Genomic DNA, 16,071 nt, shown 5'->3' with positions numbered 1-16,071 from the left:
GGGCGCCCCCCGTGGGGGCGCTCCGCCGGGAACCGGAGCCGACCGTGGTGGTGCGGTCGTGCTGGTCGCGGTGTGCGGTGCCGGTGCTCGCGGGTCTCGCGGGTGCGGCGCTCGCGGTGGCCGGTGTGGGCCGTCCGCGGTCCTGTGTGGCGTTGTCGTGCCGGTGTGGTGGCAACAAAAAACCCCTCGGACCCGGGATACCGGGCTGGACGAGGGGTGAGCGCGCTGACGAAGCCTGGTGGCGTGGCCTCAGCCGGCGCGCTCAGGAAGTACTACAAGGAGGATCGTCTGCACGTCATGGGACTGTACGCCCATGTTTCGGGGATGTCACGTGTCGAGGCGCCCGTCTCACGAGATGGGACGAGCGCCTCGCCACGAGGAGGGCGGCGCGGCGGCACGAGGCGTCAGGAGACGTCGCGCCGCCGGAACACGGCGGCTGCCACCAGCGACAGCACGGCGGCGACCGCCAGCAGGTAGAGGCCGCCCTGCGCCTGGGTGACGACCCGTTCCACGCCCTGGCACGTCATCCCGGTCGCGTCCGTGGTGCACTCCTGCACCCAGACGGTCGTGCCGCCCTGGACCCAGGCCGCGACGTTGGTCCGCACGAGCCAGGCCTGCGCGTCCTGCACGGCGAGCGTGACGACCGTCTCCACGACGGCGACCCAGACCACGACCAGACCGAGCGCCCCCGCCGCGTTCTTCAGCAGCACGCCGAGCGCAGCACCCGTGGCCGCGACGAGCGCGGCGGCGAGCACCGCCCGTCCGCCGACGCCCGCGAGCCGCGTCCACGTCTCGCCGGTGACCGCCCCGAGCTGCCCGTTGATCGCGTAGGCCCCGTACGCACCGCCCGCCATGACGAGAAAGGCGAGCACGACGACAGGCAGCACACCGAGCGCGGCGGCGGCCGCCTTGGACCAGTAGACGCGCTGACGGCGCGGCTCGAACGTGAGCCACAGCCCGATCGCCCCCGACGAGATCTCGGCGGTGAGGAACGACACCCCGACGACGAGCGCGAAGAGGAGCAGGAGCGGCGCGAGCTGGGTGACCGTCGTCGCGCCCGGGACCGGCCAGGACTCCTCGTCGCCGTCGAACGTCGGGGTCTCGGAGAGGAACCACTCGAGCCGGGGCGCCATGTCGTCGCACCCGTAGTCGACAGCGGGGTCGGTCTCGCGAGCGACCTCCTGGTCCGACTCGCACTGCGCGACGTGCTCGTCGCCGTTCTGCTCCCAGTCGTCGAGCTGCTGCTCGTACGCGTGCTCCGCCTGCTCCACCTCGAGATCCGACGGCGGCAGGCTCTGGGTGTAGGCGAGCAGCACGCTCAGCGCCGCGAGGACGAGGGTCCCCGCGCTCGCCCAGCGCACGAGACGACGCGCGCGGAGCCGGCGGAGCTCGACCCTCAGCAGGCGGCTCATGCGACGACCCCTTGCGTCGCGACGGCGTGGCCACCACGACGGTCGTGCCGCGTGCCCGCGGCCTCGTCCTTGCCGACGAGCTCGAGGAACACCGCCTCGAGGCCCGCGTGGACCGGGACGAGCTCGGTGAGCCAGAGGTCGTGGGCGGCGAGCGCCCGGGTGACCTGCGCGGCGTCGGTGACCCCGTCCACGAGCAGGTGGTGCCCGTCCTCGCGGACCGTGAAGCCGTCGGCGCGCAGCACCGCGGCGGCGCGCGCCGGGTCGGGGACCCCGACCTGGAGCGTCGCGCCGCCGGCACCGATGAGCTCGCTCACGCTCCCCGACGCGATGAGGCGCCCGCGCGCGATGATCGAGACCGTGTCCGCGACCTGCTCGACCTCGGCGAGGATGTGGCTGCTCACCAGCACGGTCTTCCCGCGGTCCGCGAGAGAGCGCATGGTGTCCCGGATCTCTCGGATCCCCGCGGGGTCGAGGCCGTTCGTCGGCTCGTCGAAGATGAGCAGGTCGGGGTCCTTGAGCAGCGTCGCGGCGATCGCGAGCCGCTGCTTCATCCCCAGCGAGTAGCCGCGGTACCGGTCGCCGGCGCGGTCGGCCAGCCCGACCTCGTCGAGAACCTCCCCCACCCGGCCCGCGGGCGCGCCGATCGCCGCCGCGAGCAGGTCGAGGTTCTTGCGTGCGCTGAAGGCGGGGAAGAACTTCGGGGACTCCACGATCGCGCCGACGCGACCGACGACGTCGGGCAGGTGCCGCGGCACCTCACGGCCGAAGATGTGCGCGCTCCCCGCGTCGGCGCGCACGAGCCCGAGGAGCATGCGGATCGTCGTGGTCTTGCCGGAGCCGTTCGGCCCCAGGAATCCGTGGACCCCGCCGACGGGCACGACGAGGTCGAGCCCCTCCACGCCCACGGACCGCCCCCTGCGGCTCCGGTACGTCTTGCGCAGTCCCCGCGTCTCGATCGCGGGGGCTCCCGTGGTCTGCACCCGTGCGCCCCTCCCCGGCCGCGCTGCGGCCCCCCTGCCCGGCAGCTCCGCCGGCTGGGGTGAGCATAGGGCACTCTTGGTCGGGACGGAACCCGTCTCCTACCGTCGCATGACCTGACGCCTACCTCGAGCGGAGCTCGCTCGAGCGACGGCGCACGACGGCCTCCCAGGGCCTCAGACGGCCGTCGCCCCGTCCCCCGCCGTCCGGCAGGGCCGGGTGGGTGGCCACCAGGGTCGGGGCGCCCTCCCAGCCTGCGAGGAACCCGGCCGGGACGTCCTGCGACTGGCCGCTGACGTTCACGAGGACGAGGAGCTCGTCCCTCCTCGTCCCGCCAGCAGGGATCGGGGTGTCGAGGGCGCGCGTGAACGCGTAGAGCGCCGCGTGGTCCGGAAGGAGCATGTGGAAGTCGCCGAGCGCGACGACCGGCTCCTCGCGCCGCAGGGCGACGAGCCGCCGGTAGAAGTGCAGCACGGAGTCCTCGTCGGCCCACGCGGCCTCCGCGTTGATCGTGGTGTGGTTCGGGTTGACCTCGAGCCACGGCGTCCCCGTCGTGAACCCGGCGTTCGCGGTCGCGTCCCACTGCACGGGGGTGCGGGCGTGGTCGCGGCTCGCGTGCGCGAGCACGGCGAGCATCTCGCCGTCGGTGCGCAACCGCGGGCCGCCCGTGCGCCCGGTGAGCTCGCGGAAGTACCCGAGCGACTCGACGTCCTGGTACTGCTCGACGCGCGTGAACGGCGCGTTCGTCATGCCGAGCTCCTCGCCCTGGTAGACGTACGGCGTGCCGCGGTGCAGGTGCAGCAGGAGCGCGAGCGCCTTGGCCGACGCGACGCGGTGCTCGGGCGAGTCGTCCCCGAAGCGCGAGACGACGCGCGGCTGGTCGTGGTTGTCCCAGTACAAGGCGTTCCAGCCCCGGTCCGCGAGGCCCGCCTGCCAGCGGCCGAGGGTCGCCTTGAGATCGGCGAGGTCCCACCGGACCGGGTCGTAGCGCGTCGCGCCGTGGTCGATGCCCATGTGCTCGAACTGGAAGACCATGTCGACCTCGCGGCGGTCGGGGTCCGTGTACCGGACGCCGTGCTCGACCGTGACGCCGGGCGTCTCCCCCACGGTGAGGATCTCGCGGCCCTGCGCGAGGTACGGCGCGAACACCTCGCGGTGCATCTCGGCGAGGAACTCGTGCACGCGCGGCCCGTCCGTGTAGTGCGGGCTCCCGTCGCCGAACGTCCCCCAGTGCACCTCGCCGTCGGGCAGCGAGCCGTCGGGCGCGACGTCCTTGGAGATCAGGTTGATGACGTCCATGCGGAACCCGTCGACGCCGCGGTCGAGCCACCGGCGCATCATGGCGTAGACCGCCTGGCGCACCTCCGGGTTCTCCCAGTCGAGGTCCGGCTGCTTGGTGTCGAACAGGTGCAGGTAGTACTCCCCCGACGCCTCGTCGAACCGCCACGCGCTGCCCCCGAAGAACGAGCGCCAGTTGGTCGGCTCGGCGCCCGGCGCCCCGGGCTCCATGCCGGCGCGCGCGGGGCGCCACCAGTACCAGTCGCGCCGCGGGCTCTCGGCCGACGACCGCGACTGGACGAACCACGGGTGCTCGTCGCTCGTGTGGTTGACGACGAGGTCCATGACGAGCTTCATCCCGCGCGCGTGCAGACCCTCGATCAGGGCGTCGAGGTCCGCGAGCGACCCGAACAGCGGGTCGACGTCCTCGTAGTCGCTGATGTCGTACCCGTTGTCCGCCTGCGGCGACCGGTACACCGGGGACAGCCAGACGACGTCCACCCCGAGCCGCTCCAGGTGGTCGAGGCGCCGGGTGATCCCGGGGAGGTCGCCGACGCCGTCGCCGTCGGTGTCCTGGAACGAGCGCGGGTACACCTGGTACACGACCGAGCGCGTCCACCAGGGCGCGTCACCGGGCGTCTCGGCGCCGGGCCACCCGCCGCGGTGCGCGTCGTCGGTGCCGGTCCTTCCGGGGTGCGTCATCGTCCGTCCTCTCGCGTCGGCAGGCTCGCTCCCCACCCTGCCCGACGACGCCGGTCGCCGCGCGTCGTCCCGCGACCCGTCCGGTCATTCCCAGACGATGCCGTCGAGGAACGGCGCGAGCACGTCGGCGGACTCCTCGAGGGAGTCGACGTCGAGCTGGGCGAGGACCATCGCAGATCGGTCGCCGTCGACCAACGGGACGAGAACCTTGCGGACGCCCTGCTCGGCGAACGCGCAGTCGAGGACGAGTCGCGGGTCGCCGAAGGTCGTATCGTCACCGAGACGTACGCAGACGGCACCCTGGTCGACCGTGCGGACGGCGGCGAGGTCGACGAGGCCCGCGGCCGTGTCCGCCGAGTCGAAGGAGGAGACGATGAGCTGCTGGGTCTCGTCGCCGACCTCGTGCGCGGCGAAGACCACGTCGCCGGGCAGCTCGGCGTCCGTCTGCACCCATCCCGGGGGCATCACGAGGCTCATGCTCCCGCCGGACACATGCATCCGTTCTTCCTGGGGCCCCGCCGCCACGCCGACGTCCCGCGCGTCGTCGGGGACGACGGGTGCACCGCAGCCGGCGAGCACCAGGAGGCCGCAGCCGGTGAGGACCGAGAGGACGAATGAACCGGTGAGAGGCTGTCGCATCTCGCCAGTCAAGCAGTCGGGGATCGCCTCTCAGCGGTTGTCCACAGGCCCGCCCGGTGGACCTCGTTCCGCTCCCCCCGTCGGCATCGCTCCGGACCCGGTGACGGGTCCGGAGCGTCGTCGCCCTTCCCCGGGCCGAAGGTCTGCACGACCTCATCCCGGCCGGTGTCGGCGTCGAGCTCGTCGAGGAACCTCCGGCGCACCTCGAAGCGCGTCACGTGTCACGCACCGGACGCCGGGGCGTTCCTCTCCACGGCGCCTTGTCACCAGGTTCCGGCGCCCGCGAAAGACGTCGGCGCCGGGTCGACGCCCAGCACGTCGCGCAGGACCGTGAGGTCGTAGGTGCGTTCCATCGCGAGGTGGCTCAGCGCGTACCGCGTGAGACGCGGCGGCTCGGGACGCCGCACCCGCCGTGCGACCGTCTCGACCGCGCCCGCGAGCACCCACGCGGGGCGGACCGGGACGGCGACGACCCGGACGTCGGTGCCGCGGCGGCTCAGCGCGTCGACGAGCGCGTCACGCAGCACGACCGGCTCGGCGTCGGCGACGTTCGCGACGAGCCACCCCGGAGTCGGCCCTCCCCCGCCGCCGGGCGCCCGGACCGTCTCGTCGGGCAGCGCGACGGCGGCGCGCACCGCGGCGAGCAGCGTGTCGACGTGCGTCAGCGACTGGAGCACGCGACCCCCTCCGGGCAGGACGAGGCGCCCGCGCCGCACGGCGGCCTCGACGCGCGGAAGCAGCGTCGTGTCGCCCGGGCCGTAGACGGCGTGCGGGCGCAGCACGACGACGGCGCCTCGGTCGGGGTGGTGCGCGGCGTCGCGCGCCAGCGCGCGCTCGGCCTCCGCCTTGGTCGTCCCGTAGGCGTCGAGGTACCGGTCGACCGGAGCCTCGTGCTCGCGGGCGCGCACGCTCGGGCGGAACGGGTCATACACGCTGCCGGACGAGACGTGCACGAACCGCGCGCTGGGGAACGTGTCGCGCACCGCGAGCGTCCCGCCGACGTTGGTCGCGCGCGCGACGTCGAGCGCGCACCAGTCGGACACGGCAGCGCCCGCGTGCACGACGGCGTCCACCGAAGGCGGGTCCGCGAGCGGACCGGCGGTGAGGTCCCACGCGAGGTGCCGGGCGCCCGGGACGCCCGGGTCGCGGCGGGAGGACGTCCAGACCTCGTGGCCGTCGGCGACGAGACCGCGGGCCACGGCTCCTCCGACGAACCCTGACGCCCCGGTGACGACGACCCTCACGCGCGGGCGCCGCGGGCTTCTCGGCCGACGGCGGTCGGCCCGTCGGGCACGAACGGCGCCGCGGCGCGGGCGAGCGCCGCACGGTCGGGCTTGCGCGACCGCCCGGCCAGCGGGACGCGGTCGGAGTGCAGCACGACGTCGGGCAGCGCGTCGTGGTCGAGCACGCCCGGCAACGCGGCGCGCACCCGGTCGACCAGCGGGTGGTGCGGGTCGAGGCGGACCACCGAACCGACGTCGGGCCGCAGGCCGCGCCCGGCGACCTCGTCCGGTCGGGGGTTCGTCGCCGCGGTGACGACCAGCGCGACGCGCTCGTCCCCGTCCACCTGGGGTATGCCGACGAGGAGCGCCTCATCGACGCCGTCGAGCGCCGCGACGCGCGGCTCGAACAGGCCCGGGTAGATGTTGGTCGTCCCGCGGATGATCATGTCCCGCGTGCGGCCGACGAGCACGAGCCGCCCCGCGTCGTCGAGTCGCGCGAGGTCGCCGGTGCGGTGCTCCACGGCGCGCGCCCCCGCCCCGCGCGCCGGGGCGTCGAGGTCGTGCAGGTAGCCCGCCATGAGCGACGGCCCGGACAGCACCAGCTCGCCGACGATGTCCGCGCCGCCGTCTGCCGGGCCGTCCGGCCCGTCGTCCTCCACCGGGTCGAGCCGCGCGACCGTACCGGGCAACGGCACGCCGACGAGGTCGCCGTCACCTGCGTGCGCGAGCTTCTCGTGCGCCTCGACCACCGCCACCGGCAGGATCTCCGTCATCCCGTACACCGCGACCCAACGCGTCCCGGGCAGCACGCGCGTCGCGCGTTCCAGCAACGCCCGGGTCACAGGGGCCCCGCCCACGAGCGCGACGCGCGGCCCACGCGCGGGCACCGTCCCGGCCTCGACCGCGTCGAGCAGCGCCGTGACGTCTGCCGGAACGAGGTAGGTCCCGGCGGCGCCGTCGAGCTGACGCGCGAACGTCGCGATGTCGCGGCCCGGCGGGTCGGCGGGCACGGACCACGTGGCGCCCGCGAGCAGCGCGGGGACGCCGAGCAGCATCTGGTCGGTGTGCACGACGTCGCCCGGCGCCAGCTCGAAGACGTCGCGCAGCAGGTCGCACCCGGCGAGCAGCGACCCCGCCGTGTGCACGACGGCCTTGGGCTGCGCCGTCGTGCCGGACGTGAAGACGGTGAGCGCCTCGCGATCCGGGTCGAGCCCCGGAAGGACGGCGCGGTCGACCGGCCCCGCGGCGAGGCGGCGCGCGGCGCGCGAGCCGCGCGGCACCCCGGGGAGCCGCGGTCCCGCGTGCACGTGCCGCAGCGGCAGGCTCGCGTAGTCCGGCAGGAGCAGGCCGCGCGACCGGGCGAGACGGCGCAGCGGACCCCGCGACACCGCGTACAGGAGCGACTCGGTGGTCGCGAGCGACGGCCCGGCCGCGCCCACGCGCGCCGTGAACAGCTCGGGCGTCGAGCCGGGGTCGACGAACACGATCGTGCCGCCCGCACGGACCACCCCGAACGCGAGCACGACGCCCGCCGGCCGGGGCCGCACCGAGAACAGCGCCCGGTCGCCGGGCGCGAGACCGTCGGCCGCGAGCGCCGTCGCGGTCGCCTCGACGCGGCGCGCGAGGTCGGCGTACGTGACCTCCTCGCGCACCCGGGCGCCGCGACGGCCCGGCCGCGTCCAGCGTCGGAGCGCGACGGCCTCTTCGGACGCGTGCCCGGGGGCGCCCCGCTCGAGGATCGGGCCGAGCAGGTGGCGGGCCACGTCGTCGGTCGCGGTCACGCCGCCTCCCCTCCCGATCCCGGGACCGGCCGCGTGGCCGCACCCGACGCGCCCACCCCGCCGCCGGCCGCCCGCACGACGAGCGAGCGGTAGGCGGGGATGAGCACCCCGCGCGCGACGGCACGGTCGGCGACCTCGACGCTCCGCCCCACGGCCGCGACGGGGCGCAGTGCGTCCAGCACCGCGTCGATCTGGGCCATGGCGAGCGGCATGCCGAGGCAGAAGTGCGGGCCGGCACCGAACCACAGGTGCCGCACGGCCGGGTCGACGGGGGCGTCCGGGTCGAAGGGGCCCGCGTCCTTGCAGCAGGAGATCGTCGCGATCACGACCCGGTCCCCCGCGCGGACGCGGACGTCGCCCACGGTCGCGTCGGTGCGCACCGAGCGCAGCATCGCGGGGGTCGGTGCCGTGACGCGCAGCGCCTCCTCGACGACGCGGCCGCGCAGCGCGGCGGCCTCCGGTCCGGCGCCGGGGTCGGCGGTGAGGAGCCGGTCGAGCCAGCCGGTGTCCGCGGTGAGCGCGACGAGGCGTGGCACGAAGGACTGGATGGTCTCGGTCCCCGTGAGGACGAACGCGCCGACCGCGCCCATCGCCTCGTCCTCCGAGAGCCCGAGCTCGCGCATGCGACCGGGCACGGTCGCGGGGTCGCCCGCACGGTAGGCGTCGCGGGCCGGGGCCGAGAGCCGGGCGAGGACGGCGCGCGCGTGCCGCACCTGCGCGGGCGTGAGGCTGCGCCGGTGCAGCCGCACGAGCCCGACCACGGACTGCGCGGCCGTCATCGCCTCGCGCACGGCGGCGTCGGTGGGCGGCAGCCCGGTCATGGCGCAGATGACGGTGCCCGCCATGGTCGCGGTCTCCGCGACGAGGTCGACGCGCTCGCCCGCGAGGAGGCGCGGGGCGAGGCCCGCGAGGACGTCGGGGACGCTCACCGCGACGAGCTCGCGCACCGCGCGGGGCGTGAACAGCCCGGACAGGGCCCGGCGCAGGCGCGCGTGGTCGGCGCCCTCCATGTTGAGCAGCACGGACGGCCCGAGGACGGGCGTCCAGAGGTCCGACGGCGACCCCGGGCCTACCTTGGTGAAGCGCTCGGTGTCGAGGAGCACGGCGCGTGCGGTAGCGGCGTCGGACACGACCACCCCGATGCCGGGGACGCGCACGACGGGACCGCGGTGGCGTAGCGCCCGGATCGCGGGGTAGACGAGCGGGTGCGCCCCGCGCTGGACGCGCTCCTCCCAGCGCATCGCCGCGTCGAGCCCGGTGGGTGCGGGGGCGAGCGTCGTCCCGGTCACCGGATGTCCACGACGTCGGGCCGGTAGCGGTGGTCGGCGTACCAGCCGAGCGTGCGCACGAGGCCCCATGCGTGCGCCCGCCGTGCCGACGCGAGCACGACGACCTCGCGGTGCGCCCCGTACCTCCGCGTGAGTCGGCGCACCGCGTTGACGAGCGCGCGGTCCTCGTGGACGTCCTCGATCGCGGTGCGCGGGAACCCGCCCGCGGCCTCGTAGAGCTCGGCCGTGATCGCCATGTTGCAGCCCGGCGCCATCACGTACGGGCCGAGGTAGGACGGGTCCTGGTTGCCGGGGCGGAAGCGCCCGAACGTGCTGGCCACGTTCACCGCCGCCGACAGCACCCCCTGCTGGACGCGCGAGACCGGCCGGTCGTCCGTCCGCGCGACGAGCCGGCCCGCGACGAGGTCGTGCCCGCTCGCGAACGCGGCCCGCACCCGCCGGGTCCAGTCCGGCAGCGGGAGGCAGTCGGCGTCGGTGCGCGCGAGGTGCGTCGCCCCCTGCTCGATCGCCGCCCGCATCCCCGTGTCGGCTGCGGCGCCCGTGCCCTTCTGCGGCTCGTCGACGACGCGCCACCGCGTCATGCCCCACACCGCGGCCGTCTCCCGGACGAGGTCTCCCGTCCCGTCCGACGACCCGTTGTCCACGACGACGAGGTCGAAGTCGGTGTCCTGCTGGTCGCGCAGCGCCTCCAGCGTCGCGACGATCCCGTGCGCCTCGTCGCGCGCGGGCACGACGACCGCGAGCCGCTGCGGGCTCGCGACGTGCCGCGTGAACCGACGCGCGGTCACAGCCGCACCACCGTGGCGCCGATGCTGATCCCGCCGGCGAGCCCGACGAGCACGACGACGTCCCCCGGACCGACCCGGCCGGTCTCCAGCGCCGTGGCGAGCTGCAACGGGAGCGTCGCGGAGGCGACGTTCCCGTGGTCGGCGACGGTGACGAGCGTGCGACCCGTCGGGAGGCCGAGCGCGGTGTGCACGTCGTCGAGGTACGCGACGGCGACCTGGTGGACCGCGACGAGCGCGACGTCGTCCCACCCGAGGCCCGCGCGACCCAGCGCGTCGAGGACGACGCCCGGCCCCAGGGCGAGGAACGCGTCGCGCAGGCGCGACCCGTCGATCTCGAAGTAGGTGCGCTCGAGGTCGCGCGGGTGCGCGGTGCCGCCGCCGGGGAGCATGCCGACGTCCCAGTGCGTCGACTCCGCGCCGAACGCGCTCGCGAGGATGCCGCGGGGCGCGCGGGCCCCGGTCTCGTCGCGCGCGTCGGCCTCCGCCGGGGTGGCGCGGCGCACGAGGACGGCCGCCCCGGCGTCGGACATCGTGTAGCCCGGCGCGGAGAGCAGGTACGTCGCGCGGTCCGGGACGTCCCAGCGCACCGCGCGCGACGGCGCCTCGCCCGACGCGATCAGGACGGTCGCGTAGCGGCCGGTGCCGATGAGCGCCTCCGCGACCTCGATCGCGTTGAGCACCGAGTTGCACGCGTTCTTGACGTCCATGACGGGCGCCCGGACGCCGAGCTTCGCCGCGACGATGTGGCTCGTCGCCGGCTCGACCATGTCCTGGCTCGCCGACGCGAAGAGCAGCAGGTCGACGTCGTCGGTCGCCAGCCCCTCGGTCGCGAGCAGCTTCTCCGCGGCCGCGACCGCGAGGTCGGACGCGTCCCAGTCGTCCGGGAGCACGTGCACCTGCCGCACGCCCGTGAGGCGGGAGACCATCGGCACGCGCGGCGCCGCGCCTGGGTTGCGCGCCGCGAGGGCGCGCTCCGCCTCGCGCACGTCGACCGTGCGCTCGGGCAGATGGACCCCGACGGCGGCGAGCACAGCCGTCGGGGGCGCGAAGGGCGGGCGGGACGCCGTCCCGGCGGGGTTCTCTGGCACGCGCGACACAGTAGCCAAGCAGACCCGCTCCGACGGCGGTCGTCCACAGGATCCGATGGGGTGAACTGCCCATCCCCAGATCGCGGCGCACGCCGCCGGGCGGGCTCCGCGTGCGCCACACTGACCCGGTGACCGCGACCACGACCTCGCCGACGGAGACCGAGCACCGTCGCCGCGCCCTGCCCACGACCCGGCGCGAGCTCCAGGTGCTCGCCGCCGCGCGGCCCGCGATGGCCGGCGTCCTGCTGGCGGGCGGGGCGCTCGCCGGAGCGCGCGAGGGCGGCGGTCTGCGCAAGGTCCCGGGGCTCGGCTGGGTCACCGCGGACCCGACGGTCGGTCGCCGCATCCTCACCGACCATCGGCACTTCACGATCGTCGGCGAGGGCGGGGTCGGGCACCTGTGGGCGCAGATCCTCGGCGACTGGGTCCTCGACCTGTTCGACGGCCCGGGCCACCACGACCTGCGCACGCGCTCGCGCGAGCTCTTCACGGAGGCGAGCGCGGCGGCACTGGTCGACGGCGCGTGGTCGGTCGCCCTCGACGAAGCGCGCCGCACCCTCGCGGCGGGCGGCACGGTCGACGTCGGTCGGCTGGCCCGCGTGCTGGTGGGTCGGATGATGATCTCCCTGCTCGGCATCCCGACGCTCGGCGGCGGGGCTGCTCCCGACGGCACGACCGCCGCCGTCCCCGGCGACGACGACGCGCTCACGGCCTTCGCGACGGGAGAGCGCCTCGCGTCGATCGCGCTCGGCAGCGCGGGCTCGACGTACCTCTCGCCGGGGCAGGTCGCGGCGGCGCAGGAGATCGTCGCCGAGCTGACCCGAGGCGTGCCCGACGGCTGGCGGCACGCCCCCGCCGACCGTCTGCTCGGCCGGTGCCGCGAGCTCGGCCTGGGGCTGGAGGAGACCACGGGGCTCGCGAGCCTGCTCATGGTCGCGGGCACCGAGACGTCGGCGTCCGCGATGGCCCGCACCACGGCGCTCCTGATCGACACGGGCGAGCAGCACCGCCTGCTGCGGCTCATGGCCGACGAGCGCGCGCACCCCGTCGAGCGCGCCGCGGGCGAGCCCGACGTCGTGGAGAACGCCGTACGCGAGGGGCTGCGCGTGACCAGCCCGGCGTCGGTCATCGGGCGCGGCGTGTCCGCCGACGTCGAGGTCGCGGGCCGCACGCTGCGCGCCGGGGAGCGCGTCATGATCCTCACGTGGGCCGCGAACGTCGCCGTCGGGCAATTCCGCGCGGACCGCCCCTACGTGCGCGAGACCCGGCAGCTCTGGTTCGGCGCGGGACGCCACCTGTGCCTCGGGGCGGCGCTCGCGCGCGCCGAGATCGCCGCGCTGCTGCACGCGCTGTGGGACGACGGCCTGCCCCTGCGGATCGTGTCCCGCCGGGCCAAGCGCCGCGTGCTCGTGCCGGGGTACGACGAGCTCGTCGTCGCGCGCGCCTGACGCGGCGAGCACCGAGCCGCGACGCCCGGCGCTGGTCGTCAGCCCTGCGGGGTCACGCTCCACGTCCCCGCGGTCTTCACGGCCAGGACGCCGGGCAGCACGAGGTCGAACGTCTCGGTGAACGCCTCGGTGTCGCCGAACATGCGCGACGCCTCGCGCGTGACGCCGAAGTACCGGCCCTGGAACGAGTCCTCAGGGCCGCCGGGGGTCCACGACACCTCCGCGCTCGACGCCGTGCCGTCCAGCCGCAGGACGGTCGACCCGGTGCCCGACTGCGCTCCCGTGACGGGCGGGAGGTCGTTCCAGCTCTCGAACCGCACCGACCACTCCCCGGGCGTCTCGAGCCAGATCGACTGCTGCGGCGCGGAGTCCTCGAACACGTCCATGAGGTACGACCCCGTCGCCTCGCCGAGGGTGCCGGGGTACGGGGTGACGCCGGTGGGCGCCATGAACGCCCGTGTGTCGGCGCACTCGCCGCAGTCGAGGTGCACGACGACGGCGAAGTCGCCGTCGCGCACGAACGACAGCGTCGCGCTCCCCGTGCCGCTTGCGACAGCGGGCGCGCCGGCCGCGACCGTGCCCGCGTCGACCGACTGCGCCGGAGGCTCGGTCGGTCGGTCGGCGAGCGGGTCGGCGGCCTCGTCGGTCGGGTCGTCCGACGGCTCGTCGGTCACGTCCGTCGCGTCGTCGGTGACCGACGAGCTCGGCGCGTCGAACGACGTCGTCGACCCGGGCCCCGGCTCCGTGGCGGTCGAGCAGGCTCCGAGCGCGACGACGCAGGCAGCGGCGACGAGCACGGGCACGACCGACGGCACGATCGGGCGACGACGACGCAGGGGCCTCACGGTAGGGGCTGTCATGGGACCAGCGTCCCAGGCCACGAGCGCACCCCTCGCTCCCGTCTCACCCTCACGCCTCAGGAGAAGGTCAGTCGCGCGACTGCCACGTGCACACGCACGCCTCGTTGCCCTCGGCGTCGGCGAGGACCCAGAAGGCAGGCGCGCGGCGGTCGGACACGAGGTGCCCGCCCGCGGCGATGGCCGCGGTGACGCGCGACTCGGCGACGTCGTGCGGCACGGTCACGTCCACGTGGATCCGGTTGCGCTGCTCGCGCGGCGCGTCCATCTGCTGGAACCAGAACGCGGGGGCATGGGTCGTCGGGTCGTGGAGGTCGGGCGCGGGCAGCTCGGGGGCACCCTCGTCGAACCCCAGGACGGCGCGCCAGAACGGCTGGACCGCCGAGCCGACGAGCGTGTCGACCGCGATCTCGAGGTCCTGCACCGCCGTCGGGTCCGCGACGAGGTCGAGCTCACGCGCGGCGGCGGAGATCTGCCGCGCGAGCGCGACGTCGCGCGCGCTGACGCCACCGACGTCGTGCGAGGTCAGCCGGACCGTCACGGTCCCGTAGCGCAGGTCCACGTCCGGGTGGTGGTTCGCCGCCTCGGCGAGCTCACCGATCGCATCGACCAGCTCCACCCCCGCGGTGAACGAGCCCGTGCGGAACAGCGTCTGCACCGTCCTGAGGATGACCCGCCAGTCCTCGACGCCGTCGCTGTCGTGGAACTGCCGCGCGGTGATGCGGTCGTCGGCGGTCTCGGTCATGGCGGTCCTCCGGGTCGGCGTCGCTGCGGCGAGGTGCGAGACCACGCTAGTGCGCCCCTCCCCCGCCCGCGCGCCCCGGGGGTCACTCGAGGATCGCGCCGCGCGACGCGGACTGGACGAGCTTGGCGTACTTCGCGAGCACGCCGCGCGTGAACGTCGGAGGCAGCGGCGCCCAGCCGTCGCGCCGGGCAGCGAGCGTGTCGGCGTCGACGAGCAGGTCGAGCGTCTTGTTCGCGACGTCGAGCCGGATCGGGTCGCCGTCGCGCACGAACGCGATGGGACCGCCGTCGACCGCCTCGGGCGCGACGTGCCCCACGCACAGGCCGGTCGTCCCGCCGGAGAAGCGGCCGTCGGTGAGCAGCAGGACGGTCTTGCCGAGCCCCGCGCCCTTGATCGCGCCCGTGATGGCGAGCATCTCGCGCATCCCCGGCCCGCCCTTGGGGCCCTCGTAGCGGATGACGACGACGTCGCCGTCCGTGATCGTGCCGTCCTCCAGGGCGTCGAGCGCCGCGCGCTCGCGCTCGAAGACGCGCGCCGTTCCCTCGAACACGTCCTCGTCGAACCCGGCGGACTTCACGACGGCACCCTCGGGCGCGAGCGAACCGTGCAGGATCGTGATGCCGCCCGTGTGGTGGATCGGGTTGTCGAGGGCCCGCAGGATCTTGCCGTCCGGATCGGGCGGGTCGATGTCGGCGAGGTTCTCCGCGACCGTGCGGCCGGTGACGGTGAGCGCGTCGCCGTGCAGCAAGCCGGCGTCGAGCAGGGCCTTCATGACGACGGGCACGCCGCCGATGCGGTCGACGTCGTTCATCACGTAGCGGCCGAACGGCTTGAGGTCGCCCAGGTGCGGCACGCGGCTCGCGACCCGGTCGAAGTCGGCCAGCGTGAGGTCCACCTCGGCCTCGTGCGCGATGGCGAGCAGGTGCAGCACCGCGTTGGTCGACCCGCCGAACGCCATGACGACGGCGATCGCGTTCTCGAACGCCTCCTTGGTCATGATGTCGCGCGCGGTGATCCCGAGCCTCAGCAGGTTGACCACGGCCTCGCCCGAGCGGTGCGCGAACGCGTCGCGGCGCCGGTCCGCCGACGGCGGCGCCGCCGACCCCGGCAGCGACATGCCCATCGCCTCCGCGACTGACGCCATCGTGTTCGCCGTGTACATGCCGCCGCACGCGCCCTCGCCGGGGCAGATCGCACGCTCGATGCGGTCCACGTCCTCGCGGCTCATGAGCCCGCGCGCGCACGCGCCGACGGCCTCGAACGCGTCGATGAGCGTGACGTCCTTCTCCGTGCCGTCGGAGAGCTTGACCCAGCCCGGCATGATCGAGCCCGCGTAGAGGAACACGCTCGCGAGGTCCAGCCGCGCGGCCGCCATGAGCATCCCGGGGAGGGACTTGTCGCACCCGGCGAGCAGCACCGTCCCGTCGAGGCGCTCCGCCTGCACCACGGTCTCGACCGAGTCCGCGATGATGTCGCGGCTCACGAGCGAGAAGTGCATCCCCTCGTGGCCCATGGAGATGCCGTCGGACACGGAGATCGTCCCGAACTGCAGCGGGTACCCGCCGCCCGCGTGCACGCCCTCCTTGGCGCCCTGCGCGAGCCGGTCGAGCGACAGGTTGCACGGCGTGATCTCGTTCCACGAGCTCGCGATGCCGATCTGCGGCTTGGCGAAGTCCTCGTCGCCCATCCCGACGGCGCGCAGCATCCCGCGCGACGCCGTCGCCTCCAGGCCGTCCGTGACCTGGCGGGAACGAGGCTTGAGGTCGGGTCCGGCGTCGGCGCGCGGGGTCTGCCCAGTCATGCCCCCACTCTAGGAACGCGGTCGCCGGACGGCGCGCCGGAC

At 75.0% G+C, this 16,071-nt stretch carries 13 protein-coding genes; 1 reads left to right on the top strand and 12 read right to left on the bottom strand.

The features are described 5' to 3' along the window. Positions 1–404 precede the first annotated feature (404 nt). The 9 genes from CCE02nite_RS13195 to CCE02nite_RS13155 form a co-directional block, all read right to left on the bottom strand. A complete protein-coding gene (locus CCE02nite_RS13195; RefSeq protein WP_141390089.1) occupies positions 405–1,412 on the bottom strand; it encodes an ABC transporter permease subunit in 1,008 nt (335 codons plus the stop codon). Then, complete coding sequence (locus tag CCE02nite_RS13190) at positions 1,409–2,392, bottom strand: ABC transporter ATP-binding protein (protein WP_141390088.1); 984 nt, start codon at positions 2,390–2,392, stop codon at positions 1,409–1,411. The genes CCE02nite_RS13195 and CCE02nite_RS13190 overlap by 4 nt, the downstream gene beginning before the upstream one ends. A 121-nt stretch (positions 2,393–2,513) precedes the next feature. Next, on the bottom strand, positions 2,514–4,370 hold the full coding sequence (locus tag CCE02nite_RS13185; protein WP_141390087.1) for an alpha-glucosidase: 1,857 nt from the start codon (positions 4,368–4,370) through the stop codon (positions 2,514–2,516). Between the two features lie 84 nt (positions 4,371–4,454). Beyond that, positions 4,455–5,009, bottom strand: a complete 555-nt coding sequence (locus CCE02nite_RS13180; RefSeq protein WP_141390086.1) for a hypothetical protein — start codon at positions 5,007–5,009, stop codon at positions 4,455–4,457. Between the two features lie 263 nt (positions 5,010–5,272). After that, complete coding sequence (locus CCE02nite_RS13175; protein WP_141390085.1) at positions 5,273–6,253, bottom strand: NAD-dependent epimerase/dehydratase family protein; 981 nt, start codon at positions 6,251–6,253, stop codon at positions 5,273–5,275. Continuing rightward, positions 6,250–8,013, bottom strand: a complete 1,764-nt coding sequence (locus CCE02nite_RS13170) for a class I adenylate-forming enzyme family protein (RefSeq protein WP_218027110.1) — start codon at positions 8,011–8,013, stop codon at positions 6,250–6,252. Before CCE02nite_RS13170 ends, CCE02nite_RS13175 begins: the two co-directional genes overlap by 4 nt. Continuing rightward, positions 8,010–9,302, bottom strand: a complete 1,293-nt coding sequence (locus CCE02nite_RS13165) for a cytochrome P450 (RefSeq protein ID WP_255318858.1) — start codon at positions 9,300–9,302, stop codon at positions 8,010–8,012. Before CCE02nite_RS13165 ends, CCE02nite_RS13170 begins: the two co-directional genes overlap by 4 nt. Further along, the gene (locus tag CCE02nite_RS13160) at positions 9,299–10,090 is read right to left on the bottom strand and encodes a glycosyltransferase family 2 protein (protein WP_141390084.1); all 792 of its coding nucleotides are present in this window, start codon (positions 10,088–10,090) and stop codon (positions 9,299–9,301) included. Before CCE02nite_RS13160 ends, CCE02nite_RS13165 begins: the two co-directional genes overlap by 4 nt. Further along, entirely contained in the window at positions 10,087–11,178 is a 1,092-nt protein-coding gene (locus tag CCE02nite_RS13155) for a 3-oxoacyl-ACP synthase III family protein (RefSeq protein ID WP_255318857.1), read from the bottom strand. The genes CCE02nite_RS13160 and CCE02nite_RS13155 overlap by 4 nt, the downstream gene beginning before the upstream one ends. A gap of 128 nt (positions 11,179–11,306) precedes the next feature. Here CCE02nite_RS13155 and CCE02nite_RS13150 point away from each other — a divergent pair, with 128 nt between their 5' ends. Further along, positions 11,307–12,626: a cytochrome P450 gene (locus CCE02nite_RS13150; protein ID WP_255318856.1), complete on the top strand. Its 1,320-nt coding sequence runs from the start codon at positions 11,307–11,309 to the stop codon at positions 12,624–12,626. A 38-nt stretch (positions 12,627–12,664) separates the two neighbouring features. On the opposite strand, the gene CCE02nite_RS13145 is transcribed toward CCE02nite_RS13150, so the two are convergent. The 3 genes from CCE02nite_RS13145 to ilvD form a co-directional block, all read right to left on the bottom strand. Next, positions 12,665–13,486 (bottom strand): hypothetical protein, encoded by an 822-nt coding sequence (locus tag CCE02nite_RS13145; RefSeq protein WP_141390083.1) that lies wholly within the window; start codon positions 13,484–13,486, stop codon positions 12,665–12,667. A gap of 67 nt (positions 13,487–13,553) precedes the next feature. Continuing rightward, a complete protein-coding gene (locus CCE02nite_RS13140) occupies positions 13,554–14,228 on the bottom strand; it encodes a 4a-hydroxytetrahydrobiopterin dehydratase (protein WP_141390082.1) in 675 nt (224 codons plus the stop codon). Positions 14,229–14,310: 82 nt separating this feature from the next. Then, positions 14,311–16,029 carry a dihydroxy-acid dehydratase gene (gene ilvD / locus CCE02nite_RS13135; protein ID WP_141390081.1) on the bottom strand — a complete coding sequence of 573 codons (1,719 nt, stop codon included), beginning with the start codon at positions 16,027–16,029 and terminating at the stop codon, positions 14,311–14,313. Positions 16,030–16,071 lie beyond the last annotated feature (42 nt).

The sequence above is a fragment of the Cellulosimicrobium cellulans genome, from assembly GCF_006539945.1.
Taxonomy (GTDB): Bacteria; Actinomycetota; Actinomycetes; order Actinomycetales; family Cellulomonadaceae; genus Cellulosimicrobium; species Cellulosimicrobium cellulans.
Note: the sequence above shows the minus strand (reverse complement) of the source record. Positions and strands in the feature narration are given on the sequence as shown.